The following is a 22,117-nucleotide window of genomic DNA, read 5'->3' on the forward strand; positions in this document are numbered from 1 at the left end:
ATGAAGATGGAAGAATGTTGTACTCATCCATGTACTCATTTTTGACAGCGTTGTTATGAGATGAATTGAGACATTGCGAAATGAAAAATCCACGCAATTGCGTGGATTTTATAGAGTTTTACGGTTCTTATGAGATTCAGTGAAACCTCATGAGACAGCAGATTTAATTTAGACGTTGAACAGGAAGTTCATCACATCGCCATCTTTAACGATGTAATCTTTGCCTTCTGCACGCATTTTGCCTGCTTCTTTCGCGCCTTGTTCACCTTTGTAAGTGATGAAATCTTCAAACGAGATGGTTTGTGCACGGATAAAGCCTTTTTCAAAATCAGTATGGATTTTGCCCGCTGCCTGCGGCGCGGTTGCACCAACCGGAATGGTCCATGCACGCACTTCTTTCACCCCAGCGGTGAAGTAAGTTTGCAGGTTCAGCAGCTTATAACCGGCACGGATCACACGGTTCAGGCCCGGCTCTTCCAGCCCAAGCTCCTGCATAAACTCGTCACGCTCTTCGTCGTCCAGTTCGGCAATGTCTGCTTCAACAGCAGCACAAACCGGAACTACAACAGAACCTTCTTTCGCTGCGATTTCACGCACCTGGTCAAGATACGGGTTGTTTTCAAAACCGTCTTCGTTGACGTTGGCGATGTACATTGTTGGTTTTAGCGTCAGGAAGCTCAGGTAACGAACAGCCGCTTTCTCTTCAGCGCTTAAATCCAGCGCGCGCAGCATACCTGCGTTTTCCAGCTGGGGCAGGCATTTTTCCAGTACCGCCAGCTCGGCTTTCGCGTCTTTATCGCCACCTTTGGCTTTCTTCTGTACGCGATGAATCGCACGTTCACAGGTGTCGAGATCCGCCAGCGCCAGTTCGGTGTTGATAACTTCAATATCATCCGCCGGGTTAACTTTGCCGGAAACGTGAATGATGTTGTCATTTTCAAAGCAGCGAACAACGTGACCGATCGCTTCGGTTTCACGGATGTTGGTCAGGAACTGGTTACCCAGACCTTCGCCTTTCGATGCGCCTTTTACCAGACCGGCGATATCGACAAATTCCATGGTCGTGGGAAGTGTACGCTGCGGTTTTACGATTTCAGCCAGTTGATCCAGGCGAGGGTCAGGCATTGGTACGACGCCAGTGTTCGGCTCAATGGTGCAGAATGGAAAGTTGGCCGCTTCAATACCGGCTTTGGTCAGCGCGTTGAACAGGGTAGATTTCCCGACGTTGGGCAAACCGACGATACCGCATTTGAATCCCATGATTTAAATCACCTTAATATCTTAATAATCAACCTGTTATTGCTAACAGATTGCAGAAATGGAAATAACTTTGCCTATTATACACGGCACTCGGCAAAAATGCCGCAGACAACGACTTATTGCGCTTTAAAGGCGTGCAATCGGTTCGTTGCTTTGGTCAAGCCATCTGTAAACCACATTTCAGTACAACGCGCCGCTTCGTCGATGGCTTCATCAATTAACTTCTGTTCACTAACAGGCGGTTTGCCTAACACAAAACCGACAACTTTATTTTTATCGCCCGGATGACCGATTCCGATGCGTAAACGGTGAAAGTTAGGGTTATTACCCAATTTACTGATGATGTCTTTCAGTCCATTGTGACCACCATGACCGCTACCCAACTTAAATTTGGCGACGCCAGGAGGCAGATCCAGTTCGTCGTGGGCCACCAGAATTTCGTCCGGATTAATGCGGAAAAAACTGGCCATCGCCGCAACGGCTTTGCCGCTGAGATTCATAAATGTAGTCGGGACTAACAGGCGGACATCTTCGCCTCCAAGGGTGACTCGCGAAGTATAACCAAAGAATTTAGCCTCTTCGCGCAGCGGAGCGCGCAATCGCTCTGCCAGTAAGTCAACGAACCAGGCACCAGCATTATGTCGCGTTGCGGCGTATTCAGCACCGGGGTTCGCCAGGCCGACAATCAATTTAATCGTCACGTTTTTTTGTCCTGAGTGTGTACATAACTGGCGCGTAGTTTACTGGTTGCGGCCCCGCTTGACAAAAAACTGCGTATCAAATGCAGATAATGCAATTATTGCCTAAGTGGACTATTAGAAAGTCAAGGTGTTCAGGCGTTTATTTGTAAAGTTTTGTTGAAATAAGGGTTGTAATTGTGATCACACCCGCACATAACCCACAGGGTGTTGTCTATACTTTACACATAAGGAAGAGGGGTATTCCCTGTTACAACCCAGAAAGTTCCGGAGGTGACATATGAAACGCAAAAACGCTTCGTTACTCGGTAACGTGCTCATGGGGTTGGGTCTGGTGGTAATGGTGGTCGGCGTGGGGTATTCAATCCTCAACCAGTTACCACAGTTTAATATGCCCCAGTATTTCGCACATGGTGCTGTGCTAAGTATTTTCGTCGGTGCGATTCTCTGGCTGGCGGGTGCCCGTGTTGGCGGGCATGAACAGGTGTGCGACCGTTACTGGTGGGTTCGCCACTATGACAAACGTTGCCGCCGTAGCGATAATCGCCGTCATAGCTAACAAATAATGCAGTTTGCTGACCAGTCAGTTTGCGCTGACTGGTCAATCTCGTACTTATAAATCCGCCATCGCCGCGCGACGATTCGGGAAGAATGCGAGGCGTCCCGGGATCGGTTGAATGCCTGCGCGAGCCATAGTGCGCAGTGGCTGGAATTCCAGGTTGCACACGCGCAGTTCACATCCTTCGGGCAGACGCTTCACAAAACGCTGGAACGCATCAAGACCACCAGCATCAAGTACCGGAACGGCATCCCACTTCAGAATCACAATCCGTTTGCCTTCAAGACGTGACTCCAGGTCCGTGAATAAGCCTTCAGCGGCAGCAAAAAACAGCGGGCCAATAACGCGCAGAACCAGGACATCGTCTGGAACGTCTACGACTACCGGTGCCAGGCGAGTCATACGTGCGATACGACGCATAAACAGCAGCGATGCCAGCACGATCCCCACGCTGATGGCAATAACCATATCGAACAGCACGGTCAGCGACATGCACAGCAGCATGACGATGATGTCATCTTTCGGTGCATGACGCAGCAAGTCGACCACTTTGTGCGCTTCACTCATGTTCCACGCCACCATCAACAGCAGGGCTGCCATGGCGGAAAGTGGCAGCCAGGAGAGCAGCGGTGCCAGTACCAGCAGGGCAAGAATAACCAGAATAGAGTGGATCACCGCCGAGATAGGGGAAGTTGCCCCGGCACGGACGTTAGCGGCAGAACGCGCGATGGCAGCTGTAGCGGTAATGCCACCAAAGAACGGAGCGATAATATTCCCCAGTCCCTGTCCAACCAGTTCGCTGTTCGCCTTGTGTTTCGTCCCGGTCATACCATCCAGCACCACGGCGCAGAGCAGAGATTCGATTGCGCCGAGCATTGCCATTGAGAATGCCGCAGGCAGCAGTGTGCGAATAGAATCCCAGGTTAGCGTGAATTCTGAATTAGGCAGATCCCACGGCAGCACCAGTTGCGGCAGCAGTTGCGGAATACCGTTACCCTGAGAACCATCGGCCAGGACGTAGTGGAATTGCGAACCGATGGTAGCAACATGTCCGCCGAGCAGGTTAACAATCCCCATCACCGCGCAACCAGCCAGCAAGGCCGGAAGGTGGCCGGGTAAACGTATGCCCAGACGCGGCCAGAAAACCAGAATGCCAAGCGTCACAATGCCAATGGCTGCATCACCCACATTAATGGTCGGCAGCGCCATAAATAATGCGCCGACTTTTTGTAGATAATGTTCCGGGACATGGGCCATTTGCAGACCGAGAAAATCTTTAATCTGCATGGTACCGATGGTGATCCCGATACCCGAGGTGAAACCTAAGGTGACGGAAACCGGAATATACTCAATCAGGCGACCAAAGCGTGCCAGCCCCATCAGAATCAAAAAGATCCCCGACAGCAAGGTCGCAACCAGCAGTCCTGCCAGTCCAAACTGTTGCGAAACGGGATAGAGAATTACCACAAATGCCGCAGTCGGACCGGAAACGCTAAAGCGTGACCCTCCCGTCAGAGCAATGACAATCCCCGCAACAGCTGCGGTATATAAACCGTACTGGGGTGCCACACCACTACCAATAGCCAACGCCATCGCCAGCGGGATAGCAATAATCCCGACGGTTATCCCGGCAATCAGGTCACGGGTAAACCGTGCGGCAGTATATTTTTCTTTCCAGCAAGCGTCGATCAGAGCGCGGAAAGGCATCACATGTGAGGAAAATATTTTGTTCACAATAATGTTTCATCCGTGAGCGCATCATCTGTCAACTAAATGGCAGGTGAAGGAGGCATAGGTCATACAAATGGATATTACAGACAAAAAAACCCGCCGCAGCGGGTCTTTGAGCCGGGTTCGATTAGTGTTCGAACATGGCAGATATCGATTCTTCGTTGCTGATACGACGAATCGCTTCGGCCAGCATACCTGACAGGGTCAGAGTACGCACGTTCGGCAGTGATTTGATTTCATCGCTCAGCGGAATGGTATCGCAGACAACGACTTCATCAATTACAGAGTTACGCAGGTTGTTCGCCGCGTTGCCAGAGAAGATCGGGTGAGTCGCGTACGCAAATACACGTTTAGCACCACGTTCTTTCAGAGCTTCAGCAGCTTTACACAGCGTACCGCCAGTGTCGATCATATCATCGACCAGTACGCAGTCACGACCTGCAACGTCACCGATGATATGCATCACCTGGGAAACGTTCGCACGCGGACGACGTTTGTCGATGATTGCCATATCGGTATCGTTCAGCAGCTTAGCGATAGCGCGGGCACGCACAACGCCGCCGATGTCCGGAGAAACCACAATTGGGTTATCCAGATTCAGCTGCAGCATGTCTTCCAGCAGGATCGGGCTACCAAATACGTTATCAACCGGAACGTCGAAGAAACCCTGAATCTGTTCAGCGTGCAGATCCACTGTCAGCACACGGTCAACACCGACGCTGGAGAGGAAGTCTGCAACCACTTTCGCAGTGATTGGTACACGAGCGGAACGGACGCGACGGTCCTGGCGCGCATAGCCAAAGTAGGGGATAACAGCGGTGATACGACCTGCGGAAGCACGACGCAGGGCATCAACCATAACGACTAATTCCATCAGGTTGTCGTTAGTAGGGGCACAAGTGGACTGGATGATGAAAATATCACCACCGCGTACATTTTCATTAATTTGTACACTGACTTCGCCGTCGCTAAAGCGACCTACAGCGGCGTCGCCGAGTGAAGTGTACAGGCGGTTGGCAATACGTTGTGCTAGTTCCGGGGTGGCGTTACCAGCAAAAAGCTTCATATCAGGCACGAGAAGAACCTCAGGCATGCGTCCATTGGTGGAAAGAATCTGCCGAAAACTGTGCGGGCCAGGCATGATTCTTTCCAGGCGGTGTATTAAAGAGCGCGATGCAACGTCTGGAACAAGGTGACGTTGTCACCGAAACTCAGCTTGCCCGGCTTAAAGCATGGCTCTGTGCAATGGGGAAAGATTAACGCCTTTCGCCACAAAGCCATTGAGCCATTCCGGGGCTTGCTCTAGCACCTGGCGGGCTTCAGACTCTGTATCAAATTCAGCAAAGACACAGGCCCCTGTCCCAGTCAGGCGCGACGGGGCGTATTCTAACAGCCAGGAAAGCACCGCATCAACCTCGCGAAAACGTTTTCTTGCGATAACCTCGCAATCATTGCTGAATTCACATTTTAGCAACGTTTCTATTGACCTTTTTGGCGTATTGCGCGGGAGTTCAGGATCTTTAAAAATCACCGGTGTCGGAATACTTACACCAGGGTGCGCCACCAGATACCACTTCTCTGGCGGATCCACCGGCGTTAGTATTTCACCAACGCCTTCGGCAAACGCGGCATGACCACGAACAAAGACAGGAACATCTGCGCCCAGCGTCAGCCCCATTTCCGCCAGCTCATCCATGCTTAGTCCGCATTGCCAGAGATGATTTAACGCCACCAGAACCGTCGCGGCATTGGATGAACCACCGCCGAGACCGCCGCCCATCGGCAAACGCTTGTCAATGCTGATATTCGCACCGCTTCCCGTCGAAAGACGCCCGCTGTCTGCCGCAGTTTTCATCAACAACCGCGCTGCGCGAACGATCAGGTTATCTTCATGTTCCACGCCTTCAACGGGCGTTAACAGACGAATATCCCCATCGTCACGAAGCTCAATGCTGATGATGTCGCCGTAATCAAGAAACTGAAACAGCGTTTGCAGCGTGTGGTAACCATCCGCACGCTGACCGGTAATGTATAAAAACAGATTAAGTTTTGCCGGAGAGGGCCACTGTGTCCGCATTATTTCACTATCCAGTTATCCATTTTTAACTTGATGCGTTGACCACCGTCGGTGAGTTCCATATTGGCTGGCATCGCAGGTTGAGTTTTTGTGTCATAACCACCGTAAACAACTTTCCAGTTTTTGCCATTCTGGCTGTAGGTGATTTCGCTCAGGCGGTACTGGTCGTCCAGTTTGTAATCGGTCGCATCACCCGGTAAACCTAAAATCCACTGGCGCAAGCTGTTGAGCGGAATCGGCATTCCGGTTAGTTTACCAATCATCTCTTCGGCGTCATCGGCGGTGTAACGCTGACCTTTATTGTCGACTAATTGTACGTTACCCGGCTGAGCATTCAGCTCCAGTTCCGTGCTGCCCAATGGGTTAGTTAACAGCAGACGATAGCGATCCTGGCCGGTTTGTTGCCAGAAGAAGCGAGCGTACACTTTTTGTTGGTCGGAAATATAAGCGAATGCACCGCGAGTCTGATACTGATTAAGATTACGCACGTCTTGCTGGTGCTGACGCCACTGTGGCGAATCCGGGCTTTTGCCTGGGCCTTTGGGTGTGGTAACAGAACAGGCAGTGAGCACGAGGGCAGCTAGCGGTAGCAGGCGGATAAAGCGAAAATCGGGCAGGGTCATAATAATGACAAGTCCTTGAGATACGTTGCAGTTATAACCCTTAATGCTAGCGTTACCGTTAGCCATCGTCTATGTTCACGTTGTCTTAATTGCCAGAATCTAACGGCTTTCGGCAATTACTCCAAAAGGGGGCGCTCTCTTTTATTGATCTTACGCATCCTGTATGATGCAAGCAGACTAACCCTATCAACGTTGGTATTATTTCCCGCAGACATGACCCTTTTAGCACTCGGTATCAACCATAAAACGGCACCTGTATCGCTGCGAGAACGTGTATCGTTTTCGCCGGATAAGCTCGATCAGGCGCTTGACAGTCTGCTCGCGCAGCCGATGGTGCAGGGCGGCGTGGTGCTGTCGACGTGTAACCGCACAGAACTTTATCTCAGCGTTGAAGAACGGGATGACCTGCAAGAGGCGCTCATTCGCTGGTTGTGTGATTACCATAATCTCAACGAAGACGATCTGCGTAATAGCCTCTACTGGCATCAGGATAACGATGCGGTCAGTCATTTAATGCGCGTTGCCAGTGGGCTTGATTCTCTCGTCCTTGGCGAGCCGCAGATCCTCGGTCAGGTTAAAAAAGCGTTTGCCGATTCGCAAAAAGGTCATATGAAGGCCAGCGAACTGGAACGCATGTTTCAGAAATCTTTCTCTGTGGCGAAACGCGTTCGCACTGAAACAGATATCGGTGCCAGTGCTGTGTCTGTCGCTTTTGCGGCTTGTACGCTGGCGCGGCAGATCTTTGAATCGCTCTCTACGGTGACAGTACTGCTGGTGGGTGCGGGCGAAACCATCGAGCTGGTGGCGCGTCATCTGCGCGAACACAAAGTACAGAAGATGATTATCGCCAACCGCACTCGCGAACGTGCCCAAATTCTGGCAGATGAAGTCGGCGCGGAAATTATTGCCCTGAGTGATATCGACGAACGTCTGCGCGAAGCCGATATCATCATCAGTTCCACCGCCAGCCCGTTACCGATTATCGGGAAAGGCATGGTGGAGCGCGCATTAAAAAGCCGTCGCAACCAACCAATGCTGTTGGTGGATATTGCTGTTCCGCGCGATGTTGAGCCGGAAGTTGGCAAACTGGCGAATGCTTATCTTTATAGCGTGGACGATCTGCAAAGCATCATTTCGCACAACCTGGCGCAGCGTAAAGCCGCAGCGGTTGAGGCGGAAACTATTGTCGCTCAGGAAACCAGCGAATTTATGGCGTGGCTGCGTGCACAAAGCGCCAGCGAAACTATTCGCGAGTATCGCAGCCAGGCAGAGCACGTTCGCGATGAGTTAACCGCCAAAGCGTTAGCGGCCCTTGAGCAGGGCGGCGACGCACAAGCCATTATGCAGGATCTGGCATGGAAACTGACTAACCGCTTGATCCATGCGCCAACAAAATCACTTCAACAGGCCGCCCGTGACGGGGATAACGAACGCCTGAATATTCTGCGCGACAGCCTCGGGCTGGAGTAGCAGTACATCATTTTCTTTTTTTACAGGGTGCATTTACGCCTATGAAGCCTTCTATCGTTGCCAAACTGGAAGCCCTGCATGAACGCCATGAAGAAGTTCAGGCGTTGCTGGGTGACGCGCAAACTATCGCCGACCAGGAACGTTTTCGCGCATTATCACGCGAATATGCGCAGTTAAGTGATGTTTCGCGCTGTTTTACCGACTGGCAACAGGTTCAGGAAGATATCGAAACCGCACAGATGATGCTTGACGATCCTGAAATGCGTGAGATGGCGCAGGATGAACTGCGCGAAGCTAAAGAAAAAAGCGAGCAACTGGAACAGCAATTACAGGTTCTGTTACTACCAAAAGATCCTGATGACGAACGTAACGCCTTCCTCGAAGTCCGTGCCGGAACCGGCGGCGACGAAGCGGCGCTGTTCGCTGGCGATCTGTTCCGTATGTACAGCCGTTACGCCGAAGCCCGCCGCTGGCGTGTAGAAATCATGAGCGCCAGCGAGGGTGAACATGGTGGTTATAAAGAGATCATCGCCAAAATTAGCGGTGATGGTGTATATGGTCGTTTGAAATTCGAATCTGGCGGTCATCGCGTGCAGCGTGTTCCTGCTACGGAATCGCAGGGTCGTATTCATACTTCTGCTTGTACCGTTGCGGTAATGCCAGAACTGCCTGATGCAGAACTGCCGGACATCAACCCAGCAGATTTGCGCATAGATACTTTCCGCTCGTCAGGGGCGGGTGGTCAGCACGTTAACACCACCGATTCGGCAATTCGTATTACTCACTTGCCGACCGGGATTGTTGTTGAATGTCAGGACGAACGTTCACAACATAAAAACAAAGCTAAAGCACTTTCTGTACTCGGTGCTCGCATCCACGCTGCTGAAATGGCAAAACGGCAACAGGCCGAAGCGTCTACCCGTCGTAACCTGCTGGGGAGTGGCGATCGCAGCGACCGTAACCGTACTTACAACTTCCCGCAGGGGCGCGTTACCGATCACCGCATCAACCTGACGCTCTACCGCCTGGATGAAGTGATGGAAGGTAAGCTGGATATGCTGATTGAACCGATTATCCAGGAACATCAGGCCGACCAACTGGCGGCGTTGTCCGAGCAGGAATAATGGAATATCAACACTGGTTACGTGAAGCAATAAGCCAACTTCAGGCGAGCGAAAGCCCGCGGCGTGATGCTGAAATCCTGCTGGAGCATGTTACCGGCAAAGGGCGTACTTTTATTCTCGCCTTTGGTGAAACGCAGCTGACTGACGAACAATGTCAGCAACTTGATGCGCTACTGACGCGTCGTCGCGATGGTGAACCCATTGCTCATTTAACCGGGGTGCGAGAATTCTGGTCGTTGCCGTTATTTGTTTCGCCAGCGACCTTAATTCCGCGCCCGGATACGGAGTGTCTGGTGGAGCAGGCACTGGCGCGGTTGCCTGAACAACCTTGCCGTATTCTCGATCTCGGAACGGGTACCGGGGCGATTGCGCTTGCGCTTGCCAGCGAGCGCCCGGACTGCGAAATTATCGCTGTAGATCGTATGCCCGATGCTGTCGCCCTGGCACAACGTAATGCCCAGCATCTGGCTATCAAAAATATCCACATTCTGCAAAGCGACTGGTTTAGCGCGCTAGCCGGGCAGCAGTTTGCGATGATTGTCAGCAATCCGCCGTATATTGACGAGCAGGACCCACATCTTCAACAAGGCGATGTCCGCTTTGAGCCGCTCACTGCGCTGGTTGCGGCAGACAGTGGAATGGCAGACATCGTGCATATCATCGAACAGTCGCGTAACGCGCTGGTATCCGGCGGCTTTCTGCTTCTGGAGCATGGCTGGCAGCAGGGTGAAGCGGTGCGACAGGCATTTATCCTCGCGGGGTATCATGACGTCGAAACCTGCCGTGACTATGGGGATAACGAGCGCGTAACGCTCGGCCGCTATTATCAATGACAAGTTTTTCTACGTTGCTTAGCGTTCATCTCATTAGTATCGCGCTTTCTGTTGGGCTATTGACCTTACGTTTCTGGCTACGTTATCAGAAGCATCCACAGGCATTTGCTCGCTGGACGCGCATTGTGCCGCCGGTTGTCGATACGCTGTTATTGTTAAGCGGCATTGCGTTGATGGCTAAAGCGCACATCCAGCCATTTTCCGGGCAGGCACAGTGGCTGACTGAAAAGCTGTTTGGAGTTATCATTTATATCGTTTTGGGTTTTATTGCACTCGATTATCGTCGGATGCACAGTCAGCAGGCGCGCATTATTGCCTTCCCGCTGGCGTTGGTGGTGCTGTACATCATCATTAAACTCGCCACCACAAAAGTACCGTTACTGGGGTAAGTCATGAGATCGTTAGCTGATTTCGAATTTAATAAAGCGCCATTGTGCGAAGGCATGATCCTGGCTTGCGAAGCAATCCGCCGCGATTTTCCCTCGCAAGATGTTTACGACGAACTGGAGCGTCTCGTTAGTCTGGCGAAGGAAGAAATTAGCCAGCTTCTGCCTTTAGAAGAGCAGTTGGAAAAACTGATCGCGCTGTTTTACGGCGACTGGGGATTTAAAGCCTCACGCGGCGTTTATCGTCTTTCCGATGCATTATGGCTGGACCAGGTGTTAAAGAATCGACAGGGCAGTGCGGTATCATTAGGTGCGGTTTTATTATGGGTCGCGAATCGTCTCGATTTGCCGCTGCTGCCGGTGATTTTCCCTACGCAGCTGATATTGCGCATTGAATGTCCGGATGGCGAAATTTGGCTGATTAATCCTTTTAACGGTGAATCGTTAAGCGAACATATGCTGGATGTGTGGTTAAAGGGAAATATCAGCCCGTCGGCGGAACTGTTTTATGAAGACCTTGATGAAGCTGATAACATTGAGGTAATCCGCAAATTGCTGGATACACTCAAAGCTTCGTTGATGGAAGAAAATCAGATGGAGCTGGCGTTACGCACCAGCGAAGCTTTATTACAATTCAACCCGGAAGATCCCTATGAAATTCGCGATCGCGGGTTGATTTATGCGCAACTGGATTGCGAACACGTTGCGTTGAACGATTTAAGTTATTTCGTTGAACAGTGTCCGGAAGACCCGATCAGCGAAATGATCCGTGCGCAAATAAATAACATCGCGCATAAACATATTGTGCTGCATTAATTAATCGACATTTTACTCAAGATTAAGGCGATCCTATGAAACAAAAAGTGGTTAGCATTGGTGACATCAACGTAGCAAATGACCTGCCGTTCGTACTGTTTGGCGGTATGAACGTGCTGGAATCTCGCGATCTGGCGATGCGCATTTGCGAGCACTACGTAACCGTGACCCAGAAACTGGGTATCCCTTACGTGTTCAAAGCCTCTTTTGACAAAGCCAACCGCTCCTCCATCCACTCTTATCGTGGACCGGGCCTGGAAGAAGGGATGAAAATCTTCCAGGAGTTGAAGCAGACTTTTGGCGTGAAAATTATCACCGACGTTCACGAACCAAGTCAGGCACAGCCCGTTGCTGATGTCGTGGATGTGATTCAGTTGCCGGCGTTTCTTGCTCGCCAGACTGACCTGGTTGAAGCCATGGCGAAAACCGGTGCGGTAATTAACGTCAAGAAACCACAGTTTGTCAGCCCGGGACAGATGGGTAATATCGTTGATAAATTCAAAGAAGGCGGCAACGAAAAAGTGATTCTTTGCGATCGCGGTGCTAACTTCGGCTATGACAACCTGGTTGTCGATATGCTGGGCTTCAGCATCATGAAGAAAGTGTCTGGTAATTCGCCGGTGATTTTCGACGTTACCCACGCACTGCAATGTCGCGATCCATTTGGCGCAGCTTCCGGCGGTCGCCGTGCTCAGGTGGCTGAGCTGGCAAGAGCCGGTATGGCGGTAGGTCTGGCGGGGCTGTTTATTGAAGCGCATCCGGATCCGGAACATGCGAAATGTGATGGTCCATCCGCGCTGCCGCTGGCTAAACTGGAACCGTTCCTCAAGCAAATGAAAGCGATTGATGATCTGGTGAAAGGTTTCGAAGAACTGGATACCAGCAAGTAATCTTTTTTGCCTGAAAAATAAAGTCTTAGCGTTCTGCGTTAAGACTTTTTTCATGGGTGCCGGATACAAAAAAGGCCGCAGGCTGTTACCCCTGCGGCCGGTTTCGGGCGCATATTGCCATCACGGCAGCCTGACGCCCGTTTTCACCTTACTTCCGGTTACGCCACCAGCTGACAATCACTGCGGTAATAATCCCCGCCAGGATCGGTGCCGCCAGGTTGTGCCAGAAAATCATGGCAAACTGCGCGAGCGTCATATAGCCGCCTTGTTGTAATGACAACATTTTGCGGCTATTCTTGAATTGTTCTGGTTCAAGATTAGCCCCCGTTCTGTTGTCAGGTTGTACCTCTCAACGTGCGGGGGTTTTCTCTTTCCAGCAACCAATGCCACCAGGGATAAAGCCCCCGCAACATTGCGCCTCACCGGATAACGCCGGCTTGGTGTGGATACTACGTCGCAATTCATCTTCACTTCATCCCTGAAATGTTTGCAATAAAGAGTACATTCCGGTTTTTCAACAGCTGTTGCAGTCATTTCGTGCAGGTTGTGGTACAGGCTTGCAATTCTGATTAACAACCTGTCCAGCTAGTATGAAGAAATATAATAAGCAGGAATTTATATTATCTCCCCCGATTTCCGTCATCGGAGGAGATATAACTGTCAGGCAAATATCGTCATCAAATAGGCGGCAAACAGTGCCAGATGCGCTGCGCCATTGAGCACGTTAGTTCGTCCGGTGGAGAAGGAGATATGGCACAGTACTAAAGAGGCCACCATCACCACCATTTCTGGCGCACCAAGTGCAAACTGCAATTCGTTACCCGTCATAAAGGCAATTAGCGTGACGACAGGTACGGTAAGCGAAATGGTTGCCAACACTGAACCAAAGAACAGATTCATCGCGCGCTGGACCTGGTTATTCAACACTGCTTTTAACGCACCTAAACCTTCCGGCGACAGAATCAACAGAGCCACCAGGAAGCCAGTAAAGGCGACAGGCGCATTCATGCTGTCGAGCAATGTCTCCAGCGGGCTGGCGTTCATTTTGGTGACTGCAATAACGGCAATCAGATGGACAATCAACCAGATGGCATGCCACAGGCTGCTATGGGCAGACGGTTTACCGTGGTGCGGGTCGTCATCATCACTGTCATCTTCGTGCTCGTAGACAAACAAACTTTGATGCGTTTTGGTCTGGATCAGCAAAAATACGCCATACATTGCCGCAGAAATTAATGCTACCAGTAACGCCTGACCTGTTGAAAAATTCGCCGCAGGCAGAGCCATTGGAAATACCAGTACGATTATCGCCAGGGGGAACAGCGCAATTAAATACTGCTTGATACCAAACAGATTCATATATTGGGTGGCAAACTTACGTCCGCCCAACAATAATGAAAAGCCAACCAGCCCACCTGTAACAATCATAATGATTGAATAGAGCGTATCACGCATTAGCGTTGGCGCGGCATCGCCGGTTGCCATTAAAGCTGAAATCAAACTGACTTCAAGAATAACCACTGAAAGGCTAAGAATAAGCGAACCGTAAGGTTCTCCCAGGCGATGGGCTAATACGTCCGCATGACGGACAACACTAAAGGCGCTACTTAAAATACCAATAAGCGCAAGAAGATTGATGGCAATGACCACTGGTAGTGTCTGGCTGCTTCCCCACAGGAACAGCACTACCAGCGCCAGAACCGGGAAAATAAGCGAAGTCTCCTTGTGGCGGGTTTTTACCGCCTCTTGAGCATTTGACATTATGGTTATCCCTTTGCAGATGAATTTATCGAAAATGTAAAAAATAGGTAGGAAAAATAACAGAAATTGTCTGGATATCGGTAACATTTTACGAATTTTTACCCCGCTGTCGGTTTTTTACTCATTTGGGCATAAAAATAAGTAATACGTTTAGACAATGTTTGTTTTAGCACTTCTTAAGAAGAGTCTGACATGAAAATTCTTATGTTTTGGCAAGAGTAGATATTGTTGACCACACTTAATGTTCAACTTTGTAAAAGGAGTCAACGATGTCGTATAAAACGAAAAGCGATCTGCCGGAAAGCGTAAAGCACGTGCTTCCGTCTCATGCCCAGGATATCTATAAAGAAGCGTTCAACAGCGCATGGGATCAATATAAAGATAAAGAAGATCGGCGTGATGACGCCAGTCGCGAAGAAACAGCGCATAAAGTGGCCTGGGCTGCTGTGAAGCATGAATATGCCAAAGGGGATGATGATAAATGGCATAAAAAATCGTCAAACCGGTAGCTTAGTTAAAGCTATTCGTGCGGTGTTGCCTTGCAAGTGGTCCGTGGATTGCATATTGTCCCGTTAGTGGTTTCAAAATGAGCAGTAAAAATGTCCGGAAGACACCAAAAAGTTGTCGCAGGGAAGTATGCAGTGGCGGAGGTGTAAGGTGATAACGCGTGATTTCTTGATGAATGCCGATTGTAAAACGGCATTTGGTGCCATTGAAGAATCACTCTTATGGTCAGCAGAACAACGGGCGGCTTCGCTGGCGGCGACGCTGGCTTGTCGACCTGATGAGGGACCGGTGTGGATCTTCGGTTATGGATCGTTGATGTGGAATCCGGCACTGGAGTTTACCGAGTCGTGCACCGGTACACTGGTTGGATGGCATCGCGCGTTTTGCCTGCGTCTGACCGCCGGGCGCGGGACTGCGCACCAGCCGGGACGAATGCTTGCACTGAAAGAGGGCGGACGCACCACAGGCGTCGCCTATCGACTGCCAGAAGAGACGCTGGAGCAGGAACTAACCCTGCTGTGGAAGCGTGAGATGATTACCGGCTGTTATCTGCCAACCTGGTGTCAGCTTGATCTTGATGATGGACGCACAGTAAACGCCATTGTGTTTATTATGGACCCGCGACATCCAGAATATGAATCTGACACTCGCGCTCAGGTCATAGCGCCGTTGATTGCCGCGGCGAGCGGTCCGCTGGGAACCAATGCACAATACCTGTTTTCACTGGAACAGGAGCTTATCAAACTGGGAATGCAGGACGATGGGCTGAATGATTTGCTGGTATCGGTAAAAAAACTGCTGGCGGAGAATTATCCGGATGGTGTGTTACGGCCGGGATTCGCCTGAGTAAACTTCCCTCATAGTGGGGCGTCCGACGCCCCCTCAAACATTAAAATGTGAGCACTTTATCGGCTGACAGCGTCCATTGCGCCAGTTCAACAAGAGTACCGATTTCCACCCCATCAATCAGAGGAAGTGTACTAATCCCGCGCCCGTCGGTACAGGTTTTGCACAATTTCACCGGTACATTCTGAGCGGTAAGGATCTCCAGCATTTGCTGAATGTTGTAGCCTTCCCCTGGTTTTTGCCCGCGCAACCCGGCTGTGACCGCATCAGACATCAGGAACAGACGCAGATCCAGATTGTTCTCCTGCTCTCGTAACGCAATGGCCAGCCGCAAGCTGTTAAACAAGGATTCGCTCCCGTAAGGTGCGCCATTGGCAACGATCACGATTTTTTGCATTATTTACTCCTGTATTCAGGGAATTAGACACTCATCTTCTATCTTACTGCTTCTGCAGCGTCTGACCAATCGGTCACATTTTTAAGGATTTTCCTGAAAGCGCGAGAAAATACGACAAAAGGTGCCAGTAATCGTTATTCTTTAAGGCTATGGTTTTTCATTTTTACCGGAAGTTACCGACGTTTTGAGCCGTTTCGTTCCTCGCATTATTCCGTTTTATTTACTCTTGCTGGCGGCAGGCGGTACAGCTAACGCACAATCTACCTTCGAGCAAAAAGCGGCAAATCACTTTGAGAATAGCAATGATGGTCTGCCGGATTTAGGCATGGCACCTGAACATCATGATGGGGAAAAACACTTTGCTGAAATTGTGAAAGATTTCGGCGAAACCAGTATGAATGATAACGGGCTGGATACTGGCGAGCAGGCAAAAGCTTTCGCATTGGGAAAAGTCCGCGATGCGCTTAGTCAACAGGTTAATCAGCACGTAGAGTCCTGGCTATCACCGTGGGGAAATGCCAGTGTTGACGTCAAAGTGGATAACGAAGGACATTTCACCGGCAGTCGTGGAAGCTGGTTTGTGCCGTTACAAGATAATGATCGTTATCTCACCTGGAGCCAGCTTGGTCTTACTCAGCAGGATGATGGGCTGGTGAGCAATGTGGGCGTTGGGCAACGCTGGGCGCGCGGCAGCTGGCTGGTGGGTTATAACACTTTTTATGACAACTTGCTGGACGAAAATCTTCAGCGAGCGGGCTTTGGCGCTGAAGCGTGGGGCGAATATTTGCGACTATCGGCAAACTTTTATCAGCCGTTTGCTGCATGGCATGAACAGACTGCCACGCAGGAACAACGGATGGCGCGCGGGTACGACCTGACAGCCCGGATGCGCATGCCGTTCTATCAACACCTCAATACCAGTGTCAGCGTAGAACAGTATTTTGGTGATCGTGTCGATTTGTTTAACTCTGGTACGGGTTATCACAATCCCGTCGCGTTGAGTCTGGGATTAAATTACACCCCTGTGCCCTTAGTCACTGTGACGGCCCAGCATAAACAGGGTGAAAGTGGCGAGAATCAAAATAACCTCGGGCTGAATCTTAACTACCGCTTTGGTGTACCGCTCAAAAAACAACTTTCTGCGGGCGAGGTTGTCGAAAGTCAGTCGTTACGTGGTAGTCGCTATGACAATCCGCAGCGAAATAATCTTCCGACTCTTGAGTACCGACAGCGAAAAACGTTAACGGTGTTTCTGGCGACACCGCCGTGGGATCTAAAACCTGGCGAAACAGTGCCGCTGAAATTACAAATCCGCAGTCGTTACGGTATTCGGCAACTGATTTGGCAGGGCGATACGCAGATATTAAGTTTGACGCCGGGCGCACAAGCCAACAGTGAGGAGGGCTGGACGCTGATCATGCCTGACTGGCAGAACGGGGAAGGGGCGAGCAATCACTGGCGATTGTCTGTAGTGGTGGAAGATAACCAGGGGCAGCGTGTCTCCTCCAATGAGATCACGCTAACGCTTGTCGAACCGTTCGACGCATTGTCAAACGACGAACTGCGCTGGGAACCGTAATCAGAAAATGCGCTCCTGATGCACCCATACCGCAGCTTCCACGCGAGACTTTAGCTTCATTTTCTTCAGCATGTGCTTGACGTGAACTTTTACTGTGCTTTCGGTGATGTCCAGGCGGCGGGCAATCATCTTGTTCGGCAAACCCTGGGCAATCAGCTTGAGAATATCGCGCTCGCGTGGGGTTAACTGGTTAACATCGCGCTCAGTAGTGGCACGGTTAGCGCGCAAGCTGGCGGCCAGAACAGGCGTTAATGCTTCGCTTAATACCATTTCGCCAGCAGCTGCCTGATGTAACGCTTTCAGCAGATCTTCCGGTTCCATATCTTTTAACAGATAGCCATCCGCGCCGCGTTTCAGTGCGGTGACCACATCTTCTTCATGGTTAGAGACGCTGAATACCACAATGCGCCCGGAGAGGGACTTTTCGCGCAGTTTATCCAGCGTTTCCAGACCGTTCATGCCGGGCATATTGAGATCTAACAGGATCAGATCGGGATCAAGAGACTCCGCCAGTTCAATACCCTGTTCGCCATTACTCGCTTCGCCAACCACAGTGATATCTGGTGCCATACTGATAAGCTGTTTTACGCCAGTTCGCAACATCGGGTGATCGTCGATCAGCAGGATAGTAGCCGGTTCCTGATTACTCATGGGTATCTCCTTGGACGTCTGTGAAAGTTTTTTCGGGAATAAAGGTGACCACCACTTCGGTGCCACCTGATTCACGACGGCGGACGCGGCAATCGCCTCGTAAACTTTGCGCACGGTCGCGCATTATTATCATGCCGTAGTGATTGCTGCGGATGGCATTTTCAGGCACGCCGCAGCCGTTATCCTGGACGGTCAGTTTGACCTGATTATCGTTTTGCGCCACCGTCACCACGACCTCACTCGCTTGCGAATGTTTGAGGGCGTTACTTAATGCCTCACGGGCAATTTGCAACAAGTGGATTGCCTGATGCGAAGGCACCAGACGAGGCGGCAATTGATAATCCAGCTTCACCGGGAAGCCAAATTTGGCGCTGTACTCTTCGCAACTCGCCTCCAGCGCCGGACGTAATCCAGGCTCGGTGAGCTGCAAACGGAATGTGGTGAGCAATTCACGCAACTGCACCCAGGATGCATTCAGTTCGTTACGGATCTGACTTAACAGTTCGCGGCTGCTTTCTGGCAGCGCATCGCCCTGCATCTGTAAGCAACTCACCTGCATCTTCATGCAAGAGAGAGATTGGGCAATAGAATCATGCAGTTCGCGCGCAATGGTGGCACGCTCTTCCATCACGATCAACTGTTGCTGACGTTCCTGATGGCGATCCAGCGCCAGCGTGGCGGTGAGTTGTTCAACCAGGGTATCCACCAGTGTTGTTGATCATGGCTAAGATGACGCCCCTGCGGCAGGGTCGCCAGCAAAATACCGTACTGCGTATGAGTGTCAGCCAGCCGCCACTTCAGGGTTGTGCCGCGATCGCCAACGGGTAATACGCCGCGCGGGCAGAGCTGGCAGCCTTTATCATCACAAGTCATATCTGACTGGCAGGTAAACTCCTGATGATTCTCTTCATCATCAGTGCCATACACCCGCAGTTCGATATCACGTAGCAGGGTTAAATTCTGTAAGCCGTTGAGTACAGGTGACAGGCGTTCACACAGCGGGGCGCGGGAATGCAAACGGCGGTTAGCCTGCCATAAAAAAGAGAGGATCTGATTTTTATGCTCCAGCCCAGCGGTTTTCTCCTGAACCCGCTGCTCAAGTACGGCATAACTTTCCGCCAGTTCTGCAGACATATTGTTCAACGCAGTTCCAAGCATCGCCATTTCGTTGCGCCCGCTGATGTTTGCGCGTTGGGTAAAATCGCGATGGCTGACGGCACTCGCCATTGCCAGCAGTTGCCGCCACGGTTGTAGCAATCTCGCCCGCAACCAGATAATAGTGAATACCAGTAAAAGTGCCATAAATACCGCCATTACCCGATGGACCAGCACCACTGTCTCAATGCGCATTTCCGTGGTGCGATCAAAACCAGATACCAGCTGATCAAGCCCGGCAACAAACTGGCTGACATCCGCTGACACCGTTTCGCGGTTTTGTGCACGTATCAGTGCAGGGATCAGTTCATTACGCCAGTAATCTTGTAAACCCTGTAATTGCGCCAGTTGCCCGTCTCGTTCTGCTGCTCGAGTCAACTCGGCGCTAAATGCTGTTTGTTCCATCTCTTTAATTAAGGGCTTGTCTTTCTCGCTTAATGGCACTGCTGCCAACAGACGGTAACTTTGCATGCGCAGCGATCCCGCTTTGTTGATCGCATGGGCGCTGCCCTGAACGCCTTGCACCAGCCAGCCAGAAACCGCCATCCCTGCCAGTCCAATAGCAGTAGAAAGCAACACAATAAGCGCAACCTGATTAACCAGGGTGAGCGGAGAGAGACAACGTTTAAGCATGTAAACCTCTTCCTTCAGGCTTTAAATGAGCAATAACCTTAATGAATGTGACGATACATTCTGGAATGGCAGTATTCTCGGCTATTGGCTGAAGTATACCCATACCCGGAAAGAGTTACTCCTTATTTGCCGTGTGGTTAGTCGCTTTACATCGGTAAGGGTAGGGATTTTACAGTACCGTGAAAAATCTCATAATTTTTATGAAATCACTGTACTCACTATGGATAATGATAAATATCAATGATAGATAAAGTTATCTTATCGTTTGATTTACATCAAATTGCCTTTAGCTACAGACACTAAGGTGGCAGACATCGAAACGAGTATCAGAGGTGTCTATGAGTCACTCATCCGCCCCCGAAAGGGCTACTGGAGCTGTCATTACAGATTGGCGACCGGAAGATCCTGCGTTCTGGCAACAACGCGGTCAACGTATTGCCAGCCGCAACCTGTGGATTTCCGTTCCCTGTCTGTTGCTGGCGTTTTGCGTATGGATGTTGTTCAGCGCTGTTGCGGTGAACTTACCGAAAGTCGGTTTTAATTTTACGACCGATCAGCTATTTATGTTGACTGCGCTGCCTTCGGTTTCTGGCGCGTTATTACGTGTTCCATACTCCTTTATGGTTCCTATCTTTGGTGGTCGTCGCTGGACGGCGTTCAGCACCGGTATTCTGATTATTCCTTGCGTCTGGCTGGGTTTTGCCGTGCAGGATACCTCCACGCCTTATAGCGTCTTCATCATCATTTCTCTGCTGTGCGGCTTTGCTGGCGCGAACTTCGCATCCAGTATGGCAAACATCAGCTTCTTCTTTCCGAAACAGAAGCAGGGTGGCGCGCTGGGTCTGAATGGTGGTCTGGGCAACATGGGCGTCAGCGTCATGCAGTTGGTTGCTCCGCTGGTGGTATCACTGTCGATTTTCGCAGTATTTGGTAGCCAGGGCGTCAAACAGCCGGATGGGACTGAGCTGTATCTGGCGAATGCGTCCTGGATATGGGTGCCGTTCCTTGCCATCTTCACCATTGCGGCGTGGTTTGGCATGAACGATCTTGCTACCTCGAAAGCCTCCATCAAGGAGCAGTTGCCGGTACTCAAACGGGGTCATCTGTGGATTATGAGCCTTCTGTATCTGGCAACCTTCGGCTCCTTCATCGGCTTCTCCGCGGGCTTTGCGATGCTGTCAAAAACGCAGTTCCCGGATGTTCAGATTCTGCAATACGCTTTCTTCGGGCCGTTTATTGGTGCGCTGGCGCGTTCTGCAGGTGGTGCATTATCTGACCGTCTGGGCGGAACTCGTGTCACGCTGGTGAACTTTATCCTGATGGCGATTTTCAGCGGCCTGCTGTTCCTGACCTTACCGACTGACGGACAGGGCGGAAGCTTCATGGCGTTCTTCGCAGTCTTCCTTGCGCTGTTCCTGACCGCTGGGCTGGGTAGTGGTTCCACTTTCCAGATGATTTCCGTGATCTTCCGTAAACTGACAATGGATCGCGTGAAAGCAGAAGGGGGTTCTGACGAACGTGCGATGCGTGAAGCGGCAACCGACACGGCGGCGGCGCTGGGTTTCATCTCTGCGATTGGCGCGATTGGTGGCTTCTTTATCCCGAAAGCGTTTGGTAGCTCGCTGGCATTAACGGGTTCGCCAGTCGGCGCAATGAAAGTATTTTTGATTTTCTATATCGCCTGCGTGGTGATTACCTGGGCGGTATATGGTCGGCATTCTAAAAAATAAATCGTAATATTTGATTATCCTTTGCGCGGCATGATGTCGCGCTTTTTTTATGCGTCATTTAGTTACAACATACTAATGTTGTATGGCTTATTTCGCTGGATTTCATTAAGAGTCATTAATATGTTACCCATGGGGAATACTCCTTAATACCCATCTGCATAAAAATCTTAATGGTTTAAATAACCACAGGTGTAAAACGTCTTAATTTACAGTCTGTTATGCTATAAATGTTAATTATCCTAAAGGGGTATTCCAGGAATTTACTTTATTTTTCATCCCCATCACTCTTGATCGTTATCAATTCCCACGCTGTTTCAGAGCGTTACCTTGCCCTTAAACATTAGCAATGTCGATTTATCAGAGGGCCGACAGGCTCCCACAGGAGAAAACC

The 22,117-nt window shown here is 50.7% G+C and carries 21 protein-coding genes and 1 pseudogene; 11 read left to right on the plus strand and 11 right to left on the minus strand.

What is annotated here, in order from left to right:
- Positions 1-168 precede the first annotated feature (168 nt).
- Together ychF and pth are read right to left on the minus strand one after the other, a co-directional pair.
- On the minus strand, positions 169-1,260 hold the full coding sequence (gene ychF / locus ACJHX4_RS13370; RefSeq protein WP_000505872.1) for a redox-regulated ATPase YchF: 1,092 nt from the start codon (positions 1,258-1,260) through the stop codon (positions 169-171).
- Positions 1,261-1,376: 116 nt separating this feature from the next.
- On the minus strand, positions 1,377-1,961 hold the full coding sequence (gene pth / locus ACJHX4_RS13375) for an aminoacyl-tRNA hydrolase (protein ID WP_000152940.1): 585 nt from the start codon (positions 1,959-1,961) through the stop codon (positions 1,377-1,379).
- A gap of 277 nt (positions 1,962-2,238) precedes the next feature.
- Here pth and ychH point away from each other — a divergent pair, with 277 nt between their 5' ends.
- Positions 2,239-2,517 (plus strand): stress-induced protein YchH, encoded by a 279-nt coding sequence (gene ychH, locus ACJHX4_RS13380; protein WP_000823885.1) that lies wholly within the window; start codon positions 2,239-2,241, stop codon positions 2,515-2,517.
- 54 nt (positions 2,518-2,571) lie between these two features.
- Here the strand turns inward: ychH and dauA are convergent, their stop codons facing one another.
- The 4 genes from dauA to lolB form a co-directional block, all read right to left on the minus strand.
- Positions 2,572-4,251: a C4-dicarboxylic acid transporter DauA gene (dauA, locus tag ACJHX4_RS13385; protein ID WP_001033350.1), complete on the minus strand. Its 1,680-nt coding sequence runs from the start codon at positions 4,249-4,251 to the stop codon at positions 2,572-2,574.
- A 124-nt stretch (positions 4,252-4,375) separates the two neighbouring features.
- Positions 4,376-5,323 carry a ribose-phosphate diphosphokinase gene (gene prs / locus ACJHX4_RS13390; protein ID WP_001298109.1) on the minus strand — a complete coding sequence of 316 codons (948 nt, stop codon included), beginning with the start codon at positions 5,321-5,323 and terminating at the stop codon, positions 4,376-4,378.
- A gap of 150 nt (positions 5,324-5,473) precedes the next feature.
- On the minus strand, positions 5,474-6,325 hold the full coding sequence (gene ispE / locus ACJHX4_RS13395) for a 4-(cytidine 5'-diphospho)-2-C-methyl-D-erythritol kinase (RefSeq protein WP_001260309.1): 852 nt from the start codon (positions 6,323-6,325) through the stop codon (positions 5,474-5,476).
- The gene (gene lolB, locus ACJHX4_RS13400) at positions 6,325-6,948 is read right to left on the minus strand and encodes a lipoprotein insertase outer membrane protein LolB (protein WP_000174480.1); all 624 of its coding nucleotides are present in this window, start codon (positions 6,946-6,948) and stop codon (positions 6,325-6,327) included. The genes ispE and lolB overlap by 1 nt, the downstream gene beginning before the upstream one ends.
- Positions 6,949-7,161: 213 nt before the next feature.
- Between lolB and hemA the strand changes: the two genes are divergently transcribed.
- The 6 genes from hemA to kdsA are packed head-to-tail and all read left to right on the plus strand — an operon-like array spanning position 7,162 to position 12,467.
- The gene (gene hemA, locus ACJHX4_RS13405) at positions 7,162-8,418 is read left to right on the plus strand and encodes a glutamyl-tRNA reductase (protein WP_001296006.1); all 1,257 of its coding nucleotides are present in this window, start codon (positions 7,162-7,164) and stop codon (positions 8,416-8,418) included.
- A gap of 41 nt (positions 8,419-8,459) precedes the next feature.
- The gene (gene prfA / locus ACJHX4_RS13410; RefSeq protein ID WP_000804726.1) at positions 8,460-9,542 is read left to right on the plus strand and encodes a peptide chain release factor 1; all 1,083 of its coding nucleotides are present in this window, start codon (positions 8,460-8,462) and stop codon (positions 9,540-9,542) included.
- Positions 9,542-10,375, plus strand: coding sequence for a peptide chain release factor N(5)-glutamine methyltransferase (prmC, locus tag ACJHX4_RS13415; protein WP_000456450.1), 834 nt, complete (start codon positions 9,542-9,544; stop codon positions 10,373-10,375). The genes prfA and prmC overlap by 1 nt, the downstream gene beginning before the upstream one ends.
- Positions 10,372-10,764, plus strand: a complete 393-nt coding sequence (sirB2, locus tag ACJHX4_RS13420) for an invasion regulator SirB2 (RefSeq protein WP_000200375.1) — start codon at positions 10,372-10,374, stop codon at positions 10,762-10,764. Before prmC ends, sirB2 begins: the two co-directional genes overlap by 4 nt.
- 3 nt (positions 10,765-10,767) lie before the next feature.
- On the plus strand, positions 10,768-11,577 hold the full coding sequence (gene sirB1 / locus ACJHX4_RS13425; RefSeq protein ID WP_001257044.1) for an invasion regulator SirB1: 810 nt from the start codon (positions 10,768-10,770) through the stop codon (positions 11,575-11,577).
- Positions 11,578-11,612: 35 nt separating this feature from the next.
- Positions 11,613-12,467: a 3-deoxy-8-phosphooctulonate synthase gene (gene kdsA / locus ACJHX4_RS13430; RefSeq protein WP_000811065.1), complete on the plus strand. Its 855-nt coding sequence runs from the start codon at positions 11,613-11,615 to the stop codon at positions 12,465-12,467.
- A 148-nt stretch (positions 12,468-12,615) separates the two neighbouring features.
- Here kdsA and ACJHX4_RS13435 read toward each other — a convergent pair whose 3' ends face one another.
- The gene (locus ACJHX4_RS13435; protein WP_001531632.1) at positions 12,616-12,723 is read right to left on the minus strand and encodes a type I toxin-antitoxin system toxin Ldr family protein; all 108 of its coding nucleotides are present in this window, start codon (positions 12,721-12,723) and stop codon (positions 12,616-12,618) included.
- Between the two features lie 404 nt (positions 12,724-13,127).
- Entirely contained in the window at positions 13,128-14,228 is a 1,101-nt protein-coding gene (gene chaA, locus ACJHX4_RS13440; RefSeq protein WP_000063608.1) for a sodium-potassium/proton antiporter ChaA, read from the minus strand.
- A 269-nt stretch (positions 14,229-14,497) separates the two neighbouring features.
- Between chaA and chaB the strand changes: the two genes are divergently transcribed.
- Together chaB and chaC are read left to right on the plus strand one after the other, a co-directional pair.
- Positions 14,498-14,737 carry a putative cation transport regulator ChaB gene (gene chaB / locus ACJHX4_RS13445; protein WP_000120702.1) on the plus strand — a complete coding sequence of 80 codons (240 nt, stop codon included), beginning with the start codon at positions 14,498-14,500 and terminating at the stop codon, positions 14,735-14,737.
- A gap of 148 nt (positions 14,738-14,885) precedes the next feature.
- Positions 14,886-15,581: a glutathione-specific gamma-glutamylcyclotransferase gene (gene chaC, locus ACJHX4_RS13450; RefSeq protein WP_001295621.1), complete on the plus strand. Its 696-nt coding sequence runs from the start codon at positions 14,886-14,888 to the stop codon at positions 15,579-15,581.
- A 43-nt stretch (positions 15,582-15,624) separates the two neighbouring features.
- Here the strand turns inward: chaC and ychN are convergent, their stop codons facing one another.
- Positions 15,625-15,978: a DsrE/F sulfur relay family protein YchN gene (gene ychN, locus ACJHX4_RS13455; protein ID WP_001169659.1), complete on the minus strand. Its 354-nt coding sequence runs from the start codon at positions 15,976-15,978 to the stop codon at positions 15,625-15,627.
- Positions 15,979-16,162: 184 nt separating this feature from the next.
- Here ychN and ychO point away from each other — a divergent pair, with 184 nt between their 5' ends.
- Positions 16,163-17,557: an inverse autotransporter invasin YchO gene (gene ychO, locus ACJHX4_RS13460; RefSeq protein ID WP_000086187.1), complete on the plus strand. Its 1,395-nt coding sequence runs from the start codon at positions 16,163-16,165 to the stop codon at positions 17,555-17,557.
- On the opposite strand, the gene narL is transcribed toward ychO, so the two are convergent.
- Positions 17,558-18,208, minus strand: a complete 651-nt coding sequence (gene narL / locus ACJHX4_RS13465) for a two-component system response regulator NarL (protein ID WP_000070491.1) — start codon at positions 18,206-18,208, stop codon at positions 17,558-17,560.
- A pseudogene (gene narX / locus ACJHX4_RS13470) lies at positions 18,201-19,996 on the minus strand (nitrate/nitrite two-component system sensor histidine kinase NarX). The gene narL and the pseudogene narX overlap by 8 nt, the downstream one beginning before the upstream one ends.
- A gap of 338 nt (positions 19,997-20,334) precedes the next feature.
- On the opposite strand from narX, the gene narK reads away from it, so the two are divergent.
- The gene (gene narK, locus ACJHX4_RS13475; protein WP_000019827.1) at positions 20,335-21,726 is read left to right on the plus strand and encodes a nitrate transporter NarK; all 1,392 of its coding nucleotides are present in this window, start codon (positions 20,335-20,337) and stop codon (positions 21,724-21,726) included.
- The last annotated feature ends 391 nt before the right edge of the window (positions 21,727-22,117 follow it).

The organism is Escherichia sp. WS2035, assembly GCF_046487065.1.
GTDB lineage: Bacteria > Pseudomonadota > Gammaproteobacteria > Enterobacterales > Enterobacteriaceae > Escherichia > Escherichia coli.